Origin of the sequence: Bacillus sp. FSL R5-0434 (assembly GCF_038004745.1) — a bacterium.
In the GTDB taxonomy this organism is placed as follows: Bacteria; Bacillota; Bacilli; order Bacillales; family Bacillaceae; genus Bacillus; species Bacillus halotolerans.
Map to the genome: position 1 here is coordinate 2505508 of NZ_JBBORV010000001.1, position 15723 is coordinate 2521230.

Sequence of the window (15723 nt, forward strand, 5' to 3'; positions counted from 1 at the left end):
CACCTTAAGGAAGCTCGATTTGTTTATTTTCCTTTGATTCCTTATATAAAACAATCGTATTGCCGATCGTCTGAACCAACTGTGCGCGGCTTCCTTTTACAAGAGCTTCCGCAACATCATTTTTATCGTCTTCGCAGTTTTGAAGAACGCTGATTTTAATCAGCTCTCTCGCTTCAAGCGCTTCAGAAATTTGTTTAATCATGTTGTCATTGACTCCGCCCTTTCCTACTTGAAAAATCGGGCTTAAATGGTGCGCTTTTGAACGCAAGAAACGTTTTTGTTTTCCTGTTAACATTATTTTCCTCCTAATTTCCCTACTACAATAGATCTCATTTTTTCAACATCAGGCTCATGTCCCGTCCACAAGCGGAAAGACAATGCCGCCTGCTCAACAAACATGCCGACTCCATCCAGTGTTTTCAGACCTTTTTGCTTTGCTTCTTTTAATAGTGAAGTCTGAATCGGATTATACACGATATCGCAAACAACCGCACTGCTTGCAGCACGCTGCAATGAAAGCGGAATATCTTCCACGTTTGGATACATGCCTACAGATGTTGTATGGATAATTACATCATACTGCTCAAGCCGTTCTTCTGCTTCTTTTATGCTTAACACTTCTACATTGCGGAACGAGGGAGCAGATTCTGCGAGCTGTTTGGCTTTTTCTATCGTTCGGTTGCAAATATCAAACTTTTCCGGATTGTCGCGGACGATCGTTGTAAAAATCGCTCTGGCTGCCCCGCCCGCGCCGATCATTAAGAAAGACAGTTCGGAGACTGGTTTGTCCAAAATTCTCATTAAAGATTTCACAAAGCCTTCTCCGTCTGTATTATATCCGACAAGCTTGTCTCCTTCTCTTCTGACAGTGTTAACGGCACCAAGCACTTTTGCGCTCTCATCAATATGATCGAGATGATCCATGATGGAAACCTTGTGCGGAACAGTCACATTGATGCCTTGTACACCAAGAGCTCTTATCCCTTTTACCGCATCTTCCAGACGATTCTCTTCCACCTTAAATGCATGGTAGTGTCCGTCCAAACCAAGATCCTTCAAAGCCGCGTTATGGATATCCGGCGACATGGAATGCGCAATCGGATTTCCGATAACCCCGTACAGCTTCTTCATACTCCTCTCCCCTTTTTGTTAAATTAATGAGCGCCGAACAAATACGTGAACGCCTTTTGGCGCATAAGCCGTTATTTTTTTATTCGCGTCATGCACCGTTACCCAGCCTAACCCAGAGAAAACGATATCTGTCTTTTGCTCTTTCATCGTAAACGTATGGGCAACCAGCTCTGGAAACTCATCCATATCATCTTTTCCCGGCGGTATGAGCAATTCTCCTGCGTGCTTTTCATAAAGCGCGTCTGCATTTTCCAGTTTCGTTCTGTGAATCATTAATTCATTTGGCATATAGCAGACAAAGGCAGCTCTTTCACCTGAAACATAATCAAACCTTGCCAGTCCGCCGAAATACAGCGTTTGCTGATCGTTTAGCTGGAATGTGCGCGGCTTCAGTTCCTTTTTGGGCGAAAGCACTTTTAAATCCTTTTTGTTTACATAGTGCGCCATTTGATGGTGATTGATGATTCCCGGTGTATCATAAAGCGCAGAGCCGTCATCTAACGGAATTTCAATAGCATCAAGAGTTGTGCCCGGGAATTGGGATGTCGTGATAATGTTGTCTTCACCCGACACTTCCTTGATAATCCGGTTAATGAACGTTGATTTCCCTACATTGGTACAGCCGACAACGTAAACATCCTTGCCGTTACGGTAATGCTCAATCGCATCAATGACTTCTCTGATTCCCTGGCCGCGTCCCGCACTGACCAAAAATACGTCAATCGGTTTTAAGCCAAGCTCTTTCGCCTCGCGCTTCATCCACTGGATCAGCCGTTCTCTTTTGAGCGATTTAGGCAGAATATCCGCCTTGTTTCCGACTAACAATATAGGATTGCCTCCGACTAAGCGCTGCAATCCATTAATCCAGCTGCCGTTAAAATCGAAAATATCAACAATTTTAACAACGAGAGAATCCGTTTCTCCAATTCCATGAAGGATGTTTAAAAAGTCATCATCCGTTAAGGAAACGTCTTGTATTTCATTGTAGTTTTTCAGTCTGAAGCAGCGCTGGCAAATCACACTTTCTTTAGAAAGCGAAGCCGGCGGCGCGTATCCCAGACCATTTTTGTCTTCGGTTTGGATTGTGACTCCGCAGCCGATACAAACAACCTTTTCCATTCTTACTCCTCCCACTGAATGTGCCCTTTTCGTTTGAGAGCACTCAGTATTCTGCGTTCGACCTGGCGGTTAAAGCGCGTAATAAAGCCATCCGAGGAAGCGACAGGCACGACCAGGATCGTATGGTAGCCGTTACGGTTCCCGCCGAGTACATCAGTCAGCAGCTGGTCTCCGATGACAACACAGTCCTCTTTTTTCAGCTCCATATTGCGCACTGCTCTATTAAAGGCTTTGCCCATCGGTTTTCTTGCTTTATAGATGAATGGTATGCCGAGCGGTTCCGAGAAAAGTTTTACTCTTCGCTCATTATTATTAGAGACAATCGTCACTTTAATGCCGTGCTCTTTCATTTCTTCAAACCACTCGATCAATCGCGGTGTTGCGTTTGGTCTGTCCCATTCAACAAGTGTATTATCCAGGTCAGTGATAATTCCTTTTACATTTCGTTCCTTTAATTTTTCAGGTGTAATATGAAAAATATTTTTAACAAACTCGTCAGGTAAAAAAAACTTTTTTAACAAAACCCGCACCCTTCCCTTTTCTTTCTCTTAAAATTCATGTCGAAAAAAATCGAACTTGCGCTTAAAGAAAAACTGAGCAAAAAAATTTCGACAAAAATTGGGTTTCTTCACCAGGTGTGGATAAATTTACACACACTATCCACTCTTATTACATCACTCTTTAGACAAATTATAAACACGATACTCACAAGTTATCCACTTTTTGGTGTGGATAACAGAACGATTGTTCTTATATGCAATTCATGGTAGATTAAAGATAATCTTCAGCTTCAGATGAACGCAACCTATAAATGTATGTCACAAAGTCATGAATGATTCCAACTATGAAGGAGGTGTCTCTCCCATTAATTGGGTTCCTAGCATGAGAAAATTGTCTGATGAATTATTAATAGAATCTTATTTCAAAGCCACCGAAATGAATTTAAACCGTGACTTTATCGAGTTAATCGAAAACGAAATAAAAAGAAGATCGCTCGGACATATTATTTCCGTATCTTCTTAATAGGAATTTGTCTATTTTTTCCGGGCGTATTTCCTTTTTTTACTCAGATGACTGATATTATATCACTTCAGTTACGCGCTTTACTACTGTTTTCAGCAAAAAACACCCCTAAAAAGAGGTGTTTCCAGGGCTGGATTTCATGTGAACCAATACACTCCGCCCACAATCAGGAGAACAACAATCAAAACAACGATAAAAGCGTATCCGTATGCTCTGCTTGCGCCATATGGCCAGCCGCCGAAAGGATACGTGTATAAATAACCGCTGTACATGTGAAGCGCGCCTCCTTAAAAATGTTTCTATAACAGCCTATGTAGGAGAAATAAAACATTTTAGGCCTTTGTCCGGTTCAGCGCTTCAGGACCTGCCCATCTTGTATTCCTTCATAAACAACCCTTGCCCCTTTAGGTGTCATATGATTGCCAGAAGGATCTATCAAGCCGGATTGGATAAGTGCTTCATCAGTAGCTTTTCCGCCGTCTGCTTCTATAAAGTGCTTCCAGTTGTCTACGAGAGGCACATTCATATGTTTCGCGACATCTCTTGTAATATCATTGTATGAGTTATGCCACTTTCTCGCCCCGCCTTTTGATTCAAAAGCAGCCGCTTTATACCTGGAATAGTAAAAGAGGTGATGCTTCCCGTTTCCTTCAATAATAGGGATACACGTCATTAAAACAGGCTTGATGCCGTGTTTTCTGCTTTCTTTTATAAAGTACACCAGATTCTCTCTGAAACGCAGCTTTGACACTCTTGGCTTTCCTTCAGCCAGAATCCCAGCGTCATTAGTGCCAAACATAATAAAAAGATGCTTAGGTTTTTGATCGAGTACATCTGTTTGAAACCGTAAACGGGCATCTTCAGTCGTTTGTCCTCCAATTCCTGCGTTGAGGATATCAAGATTCCCGCGTTCAGCTGTTTTTAATATATTGACCCACTGCTGCGCTTTTGGATAGTCACGATAATCCCAATTAGAGCCGCGTGTATTGCTGTCACCAAATGCTACCACGTCTTCGTATCCCTTTCCTTCACATCCTGCTGTAACGAACAGCAGAAGGAAAAGGATGAATATATACTTCATCTTTACACCCCCAAAAGCTTCATCTTTATGTTATACCTCTGTTCTGTTTCATTCAACGCAGAGTTTTTTCGTTATAGCGTTCTCTCTATTGTTAACGTGTCCCTCTCGACTAAAATCATTCTGTTTCCAGTAAGGGGTGAGATATCTATTTCAGTTCCCGTCTTTTTCTGCGAAAAAACACTTCAGAGAGTTGAATGCAATAACCTGTTTCCGCCAGAGGAAACAGGCTACTGATTACCTCTGCATTTATTTTAATTTCGCTTTAAGCTTGGCCTTTGTTTTTGGTCCGTATATACCATCAGCTTTTAATCCATTCATCAGCTGAAAACGTTTCACGGCATTTGCTGTTTTCGGTCCATAAATGCCGTCAATACCGTTATTCTTCGCGCCTTTATCGGGGTAAAAATGAAAGGCGGCTAAAGCCTTTTGCAGCTGAAGAACTTTAGTGCCTTTTCTATAAGGCGCAGTGAGTTTTATTACTCCTGAAGGCAGAGGATAAGATTTGGGTGATTCTTCAAATGGCGTATCAGAGGAAGAAATTCCGTTTTTGAAAGCACTCCATTGATGTAAGAGTTTGCGGGGACATTCTTTTCCAGACCATTTTTTGTGGGGAACAACACGATCCAGCGAAATATTGTGATCCTTCATTAATTTTTTGATCAGCCACTGCGCATTAGCTACTGCTTTGTCAAAATCGCCGTCTGCATTTTCACAGATTTCAATCCCGATTGATTTGCGATTCCCTGTCCCATTGGTGCCGTCGCCAGCATGCCACCCGTTTTCAGTAAGAGGAAGATGCTGATAGATGTCTGAATCGTCTACTGTAAAATGCCAGCTGACAGATGTACTTGGGTTTTTCACATAATCAGCGTGCATTTTCGCATCGGCACCTTTGGCGGTATTTGCTGTATTGTGCACCGTAATATAGGCAGGTGTCATCGCATAGCCGGGACGGTTATCGTTTGATTTTGGTATAAAATCCTTTTTTATCGCTACCATTTCTATCCCTCCCTACTATTAAAGAATGCAGCAACAAGAGAAATGGACAGCCTATTTTACTAGATAAAAAAGAATTGTATTTCCCCCCACTCGTATGACAGTTGAACCACCGAAACGGTACAAGTTATACTAACGTAGATGCCGGAGATTCTGCCTCCTGACATCGCCACAAGTGTTGGGAGTGGATAATTGATATGTTAAAAAAGACTTTAGGTATAATCTTGATCATCGCCGTTATTGCAGTCGGATTCTATCAGAAAGAAGCTTGGCTTGATGCTATAAAAGCAGGCGGATTGATCTCCGTTTTATGTAGTATGCTGCTGATAGCCGCCGACGTCTTTTTCCCGATTGTGCCGTTTGCAATCATTGCAGCTTTAAATGGCGCTGTGTTCGGAATTGCAAATGGTGTTTGGATTACACTGGCCGGTTCAATGCTCGGTACGATATTGCTGTTTTTTCTCGCGAGGTACAGCTTTCGAGATTGGGCCAGAAAAAAAATAAAAGCTTATCCTGCTATACAAGGCTACGAGGCTTCATTCGATAAAAATGCGTTTACTGCAGTTTTATTGGGAAGGCTTATCCCTGTTATCCCTTCTCTAGTCATGAACGTTGTATGCGGACTAAGCAGTGTTCGGTGGCATGTTTTTTTCTTCGCCTCTTTAATAGGAAAAATTCCGAACATTTTAGTTGTTACCATTGCCGGCGCCAATTTCTCCAGCAACAAATTATTATCTTTCAGTATTTACGGGGCCTACGTTCTGATCCTGATGCTAATCATATATATAAAGTTTCCTCATCTGGTGAAAGCGTCAAAAAAATAAGGGCGTCCCGCTTTGCCCCCCTTACTTTTTTTCTGTTGCATGTCCTCCAAATTCATTACGGAGCGCAGCAACGACCTTTCCTGTAAACGTATCGTCTGTTAAAGAACGGTATCTCATCAAGAGCGACATCGCGATCACCGGAGCTGCTGTCTGCAGATCTAGTGCCGTTTCCACTGTCCATTTCCCTTCCCCTGAGGAATGCATGACGCCTTTGATCTGATCGAGCCTCGCGTCTTTAGAAAAAGCTCGCTCAGTCAGCCCCATAAGCCACGACCTTATGACAGAGCCATGATTCCATACCCTTGCGACTTTCTCATAGTCAAATTCAAACGGACTGTTTTCCAGCACTTCAAATCCTTCACCAATGGCAGCCATCATTCCGTACTCAATGCCATTATGAATCATTTTCAAAAAGTGGCCGCTGCCCGCTTCTCCGGCATATAAATATCCATTTTCAACAGCAGTATCCCGAAACAGCGGCTCCGCGATACGCCATGCTTCCGGGTCTCCTCCAACCATATAACAAGCCCCGTGACGCGCTCCCTCCATACCGCCGGAAGTTCCGGCGTCGAGATAATGAAGACCGGCTTCTTTCATTTGATTGTACCGCCGGATCGATTCTTTATAATGAGAATTTCCAGCCTCAATGATAATATCCCCTTCGTTTAATAACGGTGCCACATCACTCAGTACAGCATCCACAACGTCATGCGGCACCATCACCCACAAAATTCGCGGCGTATCTAATAATGAAATCAATTCTTTTATATTTGTTGTCCCCTCAGCCCCATAAGATATCAGTTCATCAACAGCCGCTTGATTCACGTCATAACCGATTGCTTGATGATTGCGGTCGATCAATTGCTTTCCTATGTTTATGCCCATTTTCCCTAAGCCGATCAATCCTATTTTCATGTGAGTTCCTCCTGGTTGTCTAAACTCTAAAGCCATTACTCTTTATGTTCCCTGTGAACTGCTATGTGATACGTCCTGTTTTCTCAAATAAAAAACAAAAGCGGGCCGCGATCAGCAAGGGTAATTCCTTTTATCCCCAGTAACTTACTGCTCCGTGTCATATTGTTTCTGTATGATCTTTATCATAAAGAAGGCTTGATAATCATTTGGCGGCTTCATGCATGACAGCAAAAATAGCGGAAACATTCTTGATTTCCTCTCTATTTAAGTTAAAATATGGAAAGGGAATTCAACTTATTTCTAGCTAAGAAGGTGACAACTTGCCGGATCAAACACAAACTATAATTGGAATTACGAAAACCGCGAAATGTTTATTATACGGTACACTTGCAATCATCGGTCTTCTCATTGGTTATTTTTTTCATCAGCTTGCGAAATGGGCATTATCCCTGCCGTGGACTCCATTAGAAGGCCCTCTTCGGCTTGTTGCCTCTTTTCACGGATCACCGGTTAAGTTTATCACCGCGCTGCTTGGCCTGATTGCCGGTATATGGTTCGCTCATTCAATCATGAAATTGCTATTAACTGTACAGATTACAGACGACTCCGTGGAATTAATGAAAGGCAAGCATGTTCAAACGATCAACTCCGGAGACATTGCTCTGGTATTTATTGATCATAAACGGCTTGTCCTCTTAGGAACAGACGGATATGAACTGGCACGTGAAGAAATAGATGAAAAACCTAAAATCATTGAACAGGCCTTTAAAAAGCACCATTACGTGTGGTCGGCTGAAGGAGACCCGTTTAAAGATAAATTTAGACGATGGGTACCTGAATCACCCGATCTCTCTCCAAGCGCTCATGCTATATTGAAGGCTCGTCAGAAAGCACTGAAAGAAGAGGAAACAGACGACATTGAAGATTTCCGTCTTGAACTCGCAAAGATCGGAATTGTTGTACGTGAAGAAGGAACACGCCAGTATTGGCGAGAAACAGAATCGTATCCTCCTCAGGAGAATCAGCCTAGCGGCAAAATAGGATCATAGCAAAAGAGGCTCAGAATTGAGCCTCTTCTTTTATCACTGAACAATAAACAACACTTTGGTGCCATCTGGATAACTGCTCATTTGATTTCCTACCCATGAACCGGCGCCGCGATTATCAGAAGGCGTTACATATCGGACATCGGCTCCGGCGCCTCCTTCTTCACAAACTGCCATCGGCCATTCATCCCGATCGTAGCCAGGCTTCGTTGGAATTCCTTTTAATGATTCCTCCCGCCTTTTGTCCGCTCCACCACGATCAATTGTACATATATCAGAATGTCCTTCGGCAATTGCATCTCTTATATGATCCCCGGTTTCCGGATAACGAGACAACGGAAAGTATAAAATTTTGTCATATAAAGCAGCCCCCTTGGCCTGTTGCGGAGCCGTCATATCCTTTCCCAACAAACAAAGAAAAACTGCTGCCGCCAGAAGAAGCATTGCCATCCATCTTTTCATCCTCATCCCCCCATACAGTTTCGTTCATTTAAATGTATGGGGGCAGCGTAAAGATTATTTTAAAAAACAAAACCTAAGCTCCCCATTGAGAAATTTCCCGGTACAGACACAGACAGCCTTCCGATCACATACATTGACATATAGGCTTTTGCCTACATAATCATGTGGAGGTGACGATGGTGACAGGTGTTTTCGCAGCGCTCGGTTTTGTAGTTAAAGAGCTTGTCTTTTTAGTATCTTACGTGAAAAACAATGCCTTTCCACAACCGCTCTCAAGCAGCGACGAAAAAAAATACTTAGAGCTCATGGCTAAAGGGGATGAACATGCCAGAAACATGCTGATTGAGCATAATCTTCGCTTGGTCGCCCATATTGTAAAAAAGTTTGAAAATACAGGTGAAGACGCAGAGGACTTAATCTCCATCGGAACAATCGGGCTGATCAAAGGAATTGAAAGCTATTCCGCCGGAAAAGGGACAAAACTGGCGACGTATGCTGCGCGGTGTATTGAAAATGAAATCCTCATGCATTTGCGAGCATTGAAAAAAACAAAAAAAGATGTGTCCCTTCATGATCCGATCGGGCAGGATAAAGAAGGGAATGAAATAAGCCTGATCGATGTCCTGAAATCAGAAAATGAAGACGTGATTGATACGATCCAGCTCAATATGGAGCTTGAAAAAGTGAAGCAATACATTGACATTTTAGATGACCGTGAGAAAGAAGTGATTGTCGGGCGGTTTGGGCTTGATTTAAAGAAGGAAAAAACGCAGCGTGAGATTGCCAAAGAACTCGGTATTTCGCGCAGCTATGTATCACGGATTGAGAAACGGGCGCTGATGAAGATGTTCCATGAGTTCTACCGGGCGGAAAAGGAAAAGCGGAAGAAAGCGAAGGGGAAATAATGCAGAAGAAGCCGGATCTAATATGCCGGCTTTCTCTTATTCATTTACATGCTTCTTTTAAAACTTTCGAAACTAATGGAGACAGAATATACGATAGAGGTATGAAAATGCTTCCAGCTAACCGCTTGTCTCACTCTCTCAACTCGTCAGCACTGATAAGCTCAATTATCATTTCCGAGAAAGACGGTCAGGACCTTAGCAAACTTTAGTCCTTTACTCGCATTCTCCCTCAAGCGATTCTAAGTCGGACGTTCTAAAAGCTCGTCAGAAAATCGTTCATGCCTCAGCACATCCTTAGTCCCTGCTTTCTTATGCAGTCCTCGATCTGGCTGTCAATACTCGATTCCTCGATCCCTTGATCGCTTGTTCCTCGGTTGATACCCTTACATATATTGCTATCACCCTGGATCTTCTTCCTATAACGTTTTATTAAATATTGATAGCAATCGTTAATGCATTTGTCAGCTTGCGGTCCCTCGATGATTATTACCTTCATAAAATGCATCACCCCTTGGGTAATGCTATGTAACAGCTGTTTGTCCAAATGAGGAGATTTTAAATTAAACTACAGTGTTATTAAACGTTTCAATGTATATGCAGAAAATAAAAAACACCGATAATTTGAAACAATCGATGTTTTGTTGAGACATTTCTACACTCCTTAGATCCTCAATAGGAGAGATTTTATTTTCTAATCAAAGCCTTAAATCAAAATTAGCTTATTATCGTTTACAAAGATTTATTCTCATTTTAAAAATGAAGTAGCGTTTTTATTGCCAGTTATTAATGCAATTTCAACAATACAAATTTTTGTTGAGGGGACTATTTAAGAAAACAGAAGTAGGGCAAAAATTAGAAGAAACCCTGGTATATAACAGAATACTGCCCCTATAGTAAATAAAAAAGCTACCACATTGGTAGCCTGATCTTAAAGTAACTTGCTTTTCGAATTAAGATTATCCTCATACGGTAGGTATTAAAATAACCAGTGATAAACAAAAAATTCCTCTCTTGAAAAGTTTGAGCTTAAGGGCTTGTATAGGTTAAAGAAATCATTAAGTACACTTTTTCGTCTGAACGGTTTATGTACGTATGAATCTCTTCACCTTTAAATTTAATGACATCCCACTTGTTGAGTTGGTGTTTTTCCTCTCCAACTTTCATTTCCAATTGACCATTTAATACAAGTACGATTTCTTCAGATCCAGCCAAATGTGACTCACTGTACTCACTGTTTGGATCGATACATGCTCTATACCATTCAACCGTGCCAAGTGCCTTAAACAATGGGTTGATAAACCAATCATTATTTTGTCCCGCAAAGTGATGGGGAGGCACAAATCGGTGTACTTCAATTTCCTCTTCAAAAGTTAGTAAAGATGCTAATGGAATATTTAATCCTCTACATATTTTCCATAAGACATTTATTGTTGGGTTCGCTTCGCCTCTTTCAATTTTACCTAGAGTTAATTTACTGACATTGCTTAAGTTAGATAACTCTTCCAAGCTAATTTTTTTACTTCTTCGAATTCCTCTAAGTTTAATCCCTACCTGATTGGATAAGTCAATATTTTCTTCCTTCACTTTTTCACACCTTTCGCATTGATTCTATCTACAAAATATATTATAGTATACCAAAGATGTAACTATAGTATACATCCAAACAAAAAAGTTAACTATATTATATCAAATAATCATCTAAAATCATAAAAGGAGCGTTTATAATTATGAAAAAAAAGGGAAACATTTATATAATTTGGAGCATCTTTTCTTTGTTTGTTATATCCATGAGCTTACGTGCTTCCATTACATCAATCTCTCCAGTTTTAAAAACTATTCAGGCAGACTTACAAATGTCTAATGTTTCGGTTAGTTTACTTACAGCCCTCCCAGTTTTTTGTATGGGGGTATTTGCTCCTGTGGCTGCAAAGCTTAGTCAACGATGGGGAATTGAATTGACCATTGCATTTTCAGTCTTATTAATTGGACTAGCAACAGCGTTGCGCTTTATGGCAACCTTCCCTTTTCTATTATTAATGACGGCTGTACTTACCGGAATTGGAATTGCAATAGCCGGTCCACTTATCTCTGGATATATAAAAAAACAATTTCCTAAATATTCATCTTCAATGATTGGTGTTTATTCAGCTGGCATGGGCGTTGGAGCATCCTTAAGTTCTGGGTTGGTAGTGCCCGCTATGCATTCTTTTAATAATTCTTGGAACATCGCTTTAGCAATATGGGCTTTATTCGCTGGAATTGGAATAATTGTTTGGATGCCAATCATTAAAAAATCTAAACTAAAGAAAAGTGTAGAAGGGGAGTCTGTAAAACAAAAAAACCAATTACCTTGGAGAAATCGATATGTATGGCTGCTAATGGTGATTTTTGGCCTACAGTCTGGCATGTATTATTCTTTTGCAACATGGCTAGCTCCAAAAGTACAAGAAGTAGGTTTTAGTGCCACATATGCAGCAACAACTGCTACTGTTTTTTCAATCATACAGATGATTTTCAGCTTCATCATCCCTATTTTAATTAATAATAATCCAAATAGAAAACCTTGGATTATTCTATGTGCTTTATGTTATTTTATCGGGATAATCACGTTAATAGCTGGAAGTATTTCACCCATTATTAGTGCTATTTTGACTGGGATTGGTGCCGGAGGGTTATTTCCAATAGCGATGATCCTTCCTTTAGACGCAACAACTACACCAAGAGATGCTAGTCAATGGACTGCTATGATTCAATTCGGTGGTTACATTATAAGTGGCGCTGTCCCTATACTTGTTGGGGCTGCAAAAGATATAACAAACTCTTATAATTTTGCATTCTTTTTATTACTTTTTATTTCAATCATATTAATGCTATTAACTTTAAAAGTTAGAAAGAAGAAAGAATCTAATTTTCAAATAAATGAGTTGAAAACAACAAGCACGTAATATTTTTAACACTTTAAAAACTACCTGAAATAATAAACCCAGCTTCTATTGTAAAGATGAAGGTGGGTTTATTATTTGGAAAATTACTCAAAACTATGTTATGCACCAACTCGATATGCGGCAATTTTGAATCCATCCTTATCCTTAAGCAATTCAAAGCCGGACGTTCTAAAAGCTCCCCAAAGCTTCATCGGCATACTTCAGCACATCCTTAGTCCCTGCTTTCTTTATACAGGCCAGGCCTCTATCTGGCTGTCGATGCTTGACCCCTTGATCGCTTGTTTCTCGGTCGATACCTACATATATCGCCATCATTCTTTAAGCCAATATGTTTATTACTTACTGTTCTCCCTCTTCATGGGATGCAGCTAGCGAGTAATCTTACTCCATTTTCAATTTCTTCAATTGATAATCCACCAAATCCCAACATGATATAGGAATCATTTTCGGGGTTTGGATTAAGCCAAAACCTTGACGGAGAATATACTTTGACACCTTTTTGGAAACCAGCTTCGATCAACTCGAAGGCTGTTACGCCTTTTAGTTTCAATAAGATATGTAAGCCTGACTTTTCTCCAACAATTTTTACTTGATTGCCCATATACTGTTCAATGCTCCTTAACAGAGTCTGATGTTTTCTTTGATAAATCTTGCGCATTCTTCGTATATGCCTCTCAAATTCCCCGGATTGCATAAACATGGCCATAGCCCTCTGAATAATAGGAGAAGCAGATTGCTTGTAAGCTGCGAACTTTCGTGAATATTGAACCATTAGAGAGGATGGAAATACAATATAACTTAATCGAGCTGAAGGTAGAAATGATTTAGAAAATGTACCTAAATAAATAACCCTTTCCTCTTCATCCAATGATTTCAGTGAAGGAATCGGCTGTCCCCTGTATCGAAACTCGCTGTCATAATCATCCTCAATAATGTATCCCCCAGTTTGATAAGCCCATTTTAGTAAACGCATTCTTTTCGATATGGACATAATCATACCAAATGGAAATTGGTGAGAAGGCGTTAAATACACTGCTTTTGCCTTGCTCATTTGAATATGCTCCATTGACAATCCGTCCTTCTCAAGAGGCACTGGTTCAATTTGGCATCCTTGGTCTTTTAAGACTGATCGAACTCCACTGTAACCGGGTTCTTCCATGGCCACGGTTTTTTCCTGAAGTGCTAAAAGACGGCAGATTAACGCCATGGAGGCTTGTGTTCCGGCCGTTACAAGAATCTGTTCCGGTGTAGAGCGTACACCTCTGGATTGAAGCAGATAGTTTGAAATCTCTCTCCTCAATGCAAAGTCACCCTGATTTTCTCCATAATGAAATACTTGATCAACTGCGTCTGACAGACATTTTTTCCACTGCTTCAAGGGAAACTTCTCCAGATCGATGTTTCCATATTTAAAATCCACAAGGACCTCGCTTGATTGTTTACTTTCCAACCTAATAGGATGTTCCACAACAATCGGATGTAGTAAAGGTTTCTCAATCTCAGCTACCCATATTCCACTTTTAGGGACACTTTCTAGGTATCCCTCTGATTGTAGCTGCTGATATGCTGTCTCAACCGTGTTTCGGCTAACCTTTAAATGAGCCGTTAGCTGACGAATTGATGGCATCTTCATTCCTGGCAAGAGCCTACCTTCCTCAATTTCATTCTTAATCCAATGATACAATTGACTATATAACGGCTCAGACGACTCCCTATGTAAAAATGGGGTAATTTCCACTGTTAACCCTCCATCTGTCCCTATTGTTTTTTTAAATTCTGTCACTTTTATTAGGTACAGAAATTCTCTAAAATGATTTTATCATTTATAAAGAAAGTTGGGATAAAAAAAATGCATAATATCCGCCAATAAAATTAGTATGTACAGATAATAAGAGGATTGATTTTACTCAGATACGATCGGTTAAATTGTTTGGATTATTCTTGAACTAGGTACTTTATTGGGAGAATTCTTACGCTGATGGAATCCCCAAAAGTAGAGAAATCAATCTTATTAAACATTCAATGTAATATTAACAAGCATAAGTTCCCTACTTCGTGGGTTGATCTAAGAAAGGATATGTTAAGTATGCAAATTAACCAATTTGGACAAAAAATCGGTGAGCCAGTTGAGGGCTATCAACATCCACTAGTTCCAACAAGAAACACAATAGCAGGAAAATACTGTACGTTAGAAAAGGTATCAATGAAGCATTTTGATGATCTGTACAAAAATGTTTATGGACCCGAGAGTGACGATAAACAATGGACCTATCTGCCAACCGAAAAATTTACAAGTGAAAAGGAATTCGAAATTTTCTTATCAAAATTAATAAAATCAGAAGATCCTTTTTACTATGCAATAGTTGACAATGACACTAACGTAGCACTGGGCTCTTTTTCACTAATGAGGATCAATATCGAAAATAGTTCAGTGGAAGTTGGACATGTAATATACTCTGAAAGACTAAAAAAAACTAGAATTGCTACTGAAGCACAGTTTCTACTGGCGCGTTACGTATTCGAAGAGCTGCACTATAGACGTTATGAATGGAAATGTGATAGTTTAAACGATCCTTCTAGAAAGGCAGCTCTAAGATTGGGATTTCAATATGAAGGAACTTTTAGGCAAGCACTTGTATACAAACAAAGAAATAGAGATACAGCTTGGTTTTCGATAATTGATAAAGAATGGCCCAATATAAAAAATCGGTTCGAAAAGTGGCTTTTGGAGAGCAATTTTGATGAATATGGAAATCAAATTTCAAAACTAGACAACCAGTTTTGAAACGAGAAATTACTTTATCCATTTTTATGATGTTTCAAAACAGATCCGCGGCTTTTTGCTCTCGAAGTTTTTTCATGGCCACCGGGCGTTGCAAGTGGGACTTCCCCTACAGATTTGACTCCACCAACCGTGGCAGAAATCGGTAGCACCTGGTATGGAGCTCCATTTCAACGTACTGGTGTTAATACAGAGTGCAAGCTTCTGATGCTTGCACATGCATTTGATTCGTGGAATACTATCAGAGTCACACTGAAAACTGACGCTCGTAACATACGTTCACGTTCTGCTATACAAAGGCTTGGTGCTACTTTTGAAGGCATTCGCAGGGCACATCTCCCTGCAAGTAATGGTAGCATTAGGGATACAGCTTACTTTTCAATCATTGCCAAGGAATGGCCTGCTGTCCGCACAAATCTCAAAGATCGGCTTGAAAAATATAACTGAGTAAAGCGAACGAGAATCAGAGTGTAATGAACATAAGCCTGAGCCTC

General features: G+C 40.5%; 17 protein-coding genes and 3 pseudogenes. 7 read left to right on the plus strand and 13 right to left on the minus strand.

The genetic code is table 11. The annotated features are described in order from the left end of the window. Positions 1 to 4: 4 nt before the first annotated feature. The 4 genes from yhbY to NYE43_RS12860 are packed head-to-tail and all read right to left on the minus strand — an operon-like array spanning position 5 to position 2771. The gene (gene yhbY, locus NYE43_RS12845) at positions 5 to 295 is read right to left on the minus strand and encodes a ribosome assembly RNA-binding protein YhbY (protein ID WP_024122118.1); all 291 of its coding nucleotides are present in this window, start codon (positions 293 to 295) and stop codon (positions 5 to 7) included. After that, positions 295 to 1131, minus strand: a complete 837-nt coding sequence (gene aroE / locus NYE43_RS12850) for a shikimate dehydrogenase (RefSeq protein WP_038954228.1) — start codon at positions 1129 to 1131, stop codon at positions 295 to 297. Before aroE ends, yhbY begins: the two co-directional genes overlap by 1 nt. 18 nt (positions 1132 to 1149) lie before the next feature. After that, the gene (gene yqeH / locus NYE43_RS12855; RefSeq protein ID WP_185848807.1) at positions 1150 to 2250 is read right to left on the minus strand and encodes a ribosome biogenesis GTPase YqeH; all 1101 of its coding nucleotides are present in this window, start codon (positions 2248 to 2250) and stop codon (positions 1150 to 1152) included. 2 nt (positions 2251 to 2252) lie between these two features. Continuing rightward, positions 2253 to 2771, minus strand: a complete 519-nt coding sequence (locus tag NYE43_RS12860; protein WP_003226126.1) for a YqeG family HAD IIIA-type phosphatase — start codon at positions 2769 to 2771, stop codon at positions 2253 to 2255. Positions 2772 to 3132: 361 nt separating this feature from the next. Between NYE43_RS12860 and NYE43_RS12865 the strand changes: the two genes are divergently transcribed. After that, positions 3133 to 3273 carry a sporulation histidine kinase inhibitor Sda gene (locus tag NYE43_RS12865; protein ID WP_003226124.1) on the plus strand — a complete coding sequence of 47 codons (141 nt, stop codon included), beginning with the start codon at positions 3133 to 3135 and terminating at the stop codon, positions 3271 to 3273. Between the two features lie 137 nt (positions 3274 to 3410). Here NYE43_RS12865 and NYE43_RS12870 read toward each other — a convergent pair whose 3' ends face one another. From NYE43_RS12870 to NYE43_RS12880, 3 genes are all read right to left on the minus strand, one after another. After that, positions 3411 to 3545 carry a hypothetical protein gene (locus NYE43_RS12870; protein ID WP_010335019.1) on the minus strand — a complete coding sequence of 45 codons (135 nt, stop codon included), beginning with the start codon at positions 3543 to 3545 and terminating at the stop codon, positions 3411 to 3413. A 77-nt stretch (positions 3546 to 3622) separates the two neighbouring features. After that, a complete protein-coding gene (locus tag NYE43_RS12875; RefSeq protein WP_024122120.1) occupies positions 3623 to 4354 on the minus strand; it encodes an SGNH/GDSL hydrolase family protein in 732 nt (243 codons plus the stop codon). Positions 4355 to 4600: 246 nt separating this feature from the next. Beyond that, positions 4601 to 5353: a peptidoglycan recognition protein family protein gene (locus NYE43_RS12880; protein WP_185848806.1), complete on the minus strand. Its 753-nt coding sequence runs from the start codon at positions 5351 to 5353 to the stop codon at positions 4601 to 4603. Between the two features lie 194 nt (positions 5354 to 5547). Here NYE43_RS12880 and NYE43_RS12885 point away from each other — a divergent pair, with 194 nt between their 5' ends. Continuing rightward, on the plus strand, positions 5548 to 6174 hold the full coding sequence (locus tag NYE43_RS12885) for a TVP38/TMEM64 family protein (protein WP_024122122.1): 627 nt from the start codon (positions 5548 to 5550) through the stop codon (positions 6172 to 6174). 21 nt (positions 6175 to 6195) lie between these two features. Here the strand turns inward: NYE43_RS12885 and gnd are convergent, their stop codons facing one another. Continuing rightward, entirely contained in the window at positions 6196 to 7089 is an 894-nt protein-coding gene (gnd, locus tag NYE43_RS12890) for a phosphogluconate dehydrogenase (NAD(+)-dependent, decarboxylating) (RefSeq protein WP_101861066.1), read from the minus strand. Between the two features lie 320 nt (positions 7090 to 7409). On the opposite strand from gnd, the gene NYE43_RS12895 reads away from it, so the two are divergent. Further along, on the plus strand, positions 7410 to 8138 hold the full coding sequence (locus NYE43_RS12895; RefSeq protein ID WP_185848805.1) for a YqeB family protein: 729 nt from the start codon (positions 7410 to 7412) through the stop codon (positions 8136 to 8138). A gap of 33 nt (positions 8139 to 8171) precedes the next feature. On the opposite strand, the gene NYE43_RS12900 is transcribed toward NYE43_RS12895, so the two are convergent. Next, positions 8172 to 8597 (minus strand): NucA/NucB deoxyribonuclease domain-containing protein, encoded by a 426-nt coding sequence (locus NYE43_RS12900; RefSeq protein WP_101861068.1) that lies wholly within the window; start codon positions 8595 to 8597, stop codon positions 8172 to 8174. Between the two features lie 176 nt (positions 8598 to 8773). Between NYE43_RS12900 and sigK the strand changes: the two genes are divergently transcribed. Then, complete coding sequence (gene sigK / locus NYE43_RS12905) at positions 8774 to 9502, plus strand: RNA polymerase sporulation sigma factor SigK (protein WP_174754429.1); 729 nt, start codon at positions 8774 to 8776, stop codon at positions 9500 to 9502. 242 nt (positions 9503 to 9744) lie between these two features. On the opposite strand, the pseudogene NYE43_RS21730 reads toward sigK, so the two are convergent. Together NYE43_RS21730 and NYE43_RS12920 are read right to left on the minus strand one after the other, a co-directional pair. Continuing rightward, a pseudogene (locus NYE43_RS21730) lies at positions 9745 to 9904 on the minus strand (recombinase family protein); the annotation flags it as partial. Between the two features lie 624 nt (positions 9905 to 10528). Next, on the minus strand, positions 10529 to 11086 hold the full coding sequence (locus NYE43_RS12920; RefSeq protein WP_101861070.1) for a helix-turn-helix domain-containing protein: 558 nt from the start codon (positions 11084 to 11086) through the stop codon (positions 10529 to 10531). 143 nt (positions 11087 to 11229) lie between these two features. Here NYE43_RS12920 and NYE43_RS12925 point away from each other — a divergent pair, with 143 nt between their 5' ends. Continuing rightward, a complete protein-coding gene (locus tag NYE43_RS12925) occupies positions 11230 to 12447 on the plus strand; it encodes an MFS transporter (protein WP_106020130.1) in 1218 nt (405 codons plus the stop codon). Positions 12448 to 12589: 142 nt separating this feature from the next. Here NYE43_RS12925 and NYE43_RS12930 read toward each other — a convergent pair. Beyond that, a pseudogene (locus tag NYE43_RS12930) lies at positions 12590 to 12762 on the minus strand (recombinase family protein); the annotation flags it as partial. A gap of 40 nt (positions 12763 to 12802) precedes the next feature. Beyond that, positions 12803 to 14185 (minus strand): MocR-like pyridoxine biosynthesis transcription factor PdxR, encoded by a 1383-nt coding sequence (gene pdxR, locus NYE43_RS12935; RefSeq protein WP_024122193.1) that lies wholly within the window; start codon positions 14183 to 14185, stop codon positions 12803 to 12805. 348 nt (positions 14186 to 14533) lie between these two features. Here pdxR and NYE43_RS12940 point away from each other — a divergent pair, with 348 nt between their 5' ends. Together NYE43_RS12940 and NYE43_RS12945 are read left to right on the plus strand one after the other, a co-directional pair. Then, positions 14534 to 15232, plus strand: a complete 699-nt coding sequence (locus NYE43_RS12940; protein ID WP_219620031.1) for a GNAT family N-acetyltransferase — start codon at positions 14534 to 14536, stop codon at positions 15230 to 15232. Positions 15233 to 15331: 99 nt separating this feature from the next. Further along, positions 15332 to 15676: pseudogene (locus NYE43_RS12945) on the plus strand (GNAT family N-acetyltransferase); the annotation flags it as partial. Between the last annotated feature and the right edge of the window lie 47 nt (positions 15677 to 15723).

Excerpts from the sequence above, each read along its gene's own strand:
- yhbY (WP_024122118.1), bottom strand. The coding sequence starts at position 295 with ATGTTAACAGGAAAACAAAAACGTTTCTTGCGTTCAAAAGCGCACCAT.
- aroE (WP_038954228.1), bottom strand. The coding sequence starts at position 1,131 with ATGAAGAAGCTGTACGGGGTTATCGGAAATCCGATTGCGCATTCCATG.
- yqeH (WP_185848807.1), bottom strand. The coding sequence starts at position 2,250 with ATGGAAAAGGTTGTTTGTATCGGCTGCGGAGTCACAATCCAAACCGAA.
- NYE43_RS12865 (WP_003226124.1), top strand. The coding sequence starts at position 3,133 with ATGAGAAAATTGTCTGATGAATTATTAATAGAATCTTATTTCAAAGCC.
- NYE43_RS12870 (WP_010335019.1), bottom strand. The coding sequence starts at position 3,545 with ATGTACAGCGGTTATTTATACACGTATCCTTTCGGCGGCTGGCCATAT.
- NYE43_RS12875 (WP_024122120.1), bottom strand. The coding sequence starts at position 4,354 with ATGAAGTATATATTCATCCTTTTCCTTCTGCTGTTCGTTACAGCAGGA.
- NYE43_RS12880 (WP_185848806.1), bottom strand. The coding sequence starts at position 5,353 with ATGGTAGCGATAAAAAAGGATTTTATACCAAAATCAAACGATAACCGT.
- NYE43_RS12885 (WP_024122122.1), top strand. The coding sequence starts at position 5,548 with ATGTTAAAAAAGACTTTAGGTATAATCTTGATCATCGCCGTTATTGCA.
- gnd (WP_101861066.1), bottom strand. The coding sequence starts at position 7,089 with ATGAAAATAGGATTGATCGGCTTAGGGAAAATGGGCATAAACATAGGA.
- NYE43_RS12900 (WP_101861068.1), bottom strand. The coding sequence starts at position 8,597 with ATGAAAAGATGGATGGCAATGCTTCTTCTGGCGGCAGCAGTTTTTCTT.
- sigK (WP_174754429.1), top strand. The coding sequence starts at position 8,774 with ATGGTGACAGGTGTTTTCGCAGCGCTCGGTTTTGTAGTTAAAGAGCTT.
- NYE43_RS12925 (WP_106020130.1), top strand. The coding sequence starts at position 11,230 with ATGAAAAAAAAGGGAAACATTTATATAATTTGGAGCATCTTTTCTTTG.
- NYE43_RS12940 (WP_219620031.1), top strand. The coding sequence starts at position 14,534 with ATGCAAATTAACCAATTTGGACAAAAAATCGGTGAGCCAGTTGAGGGC.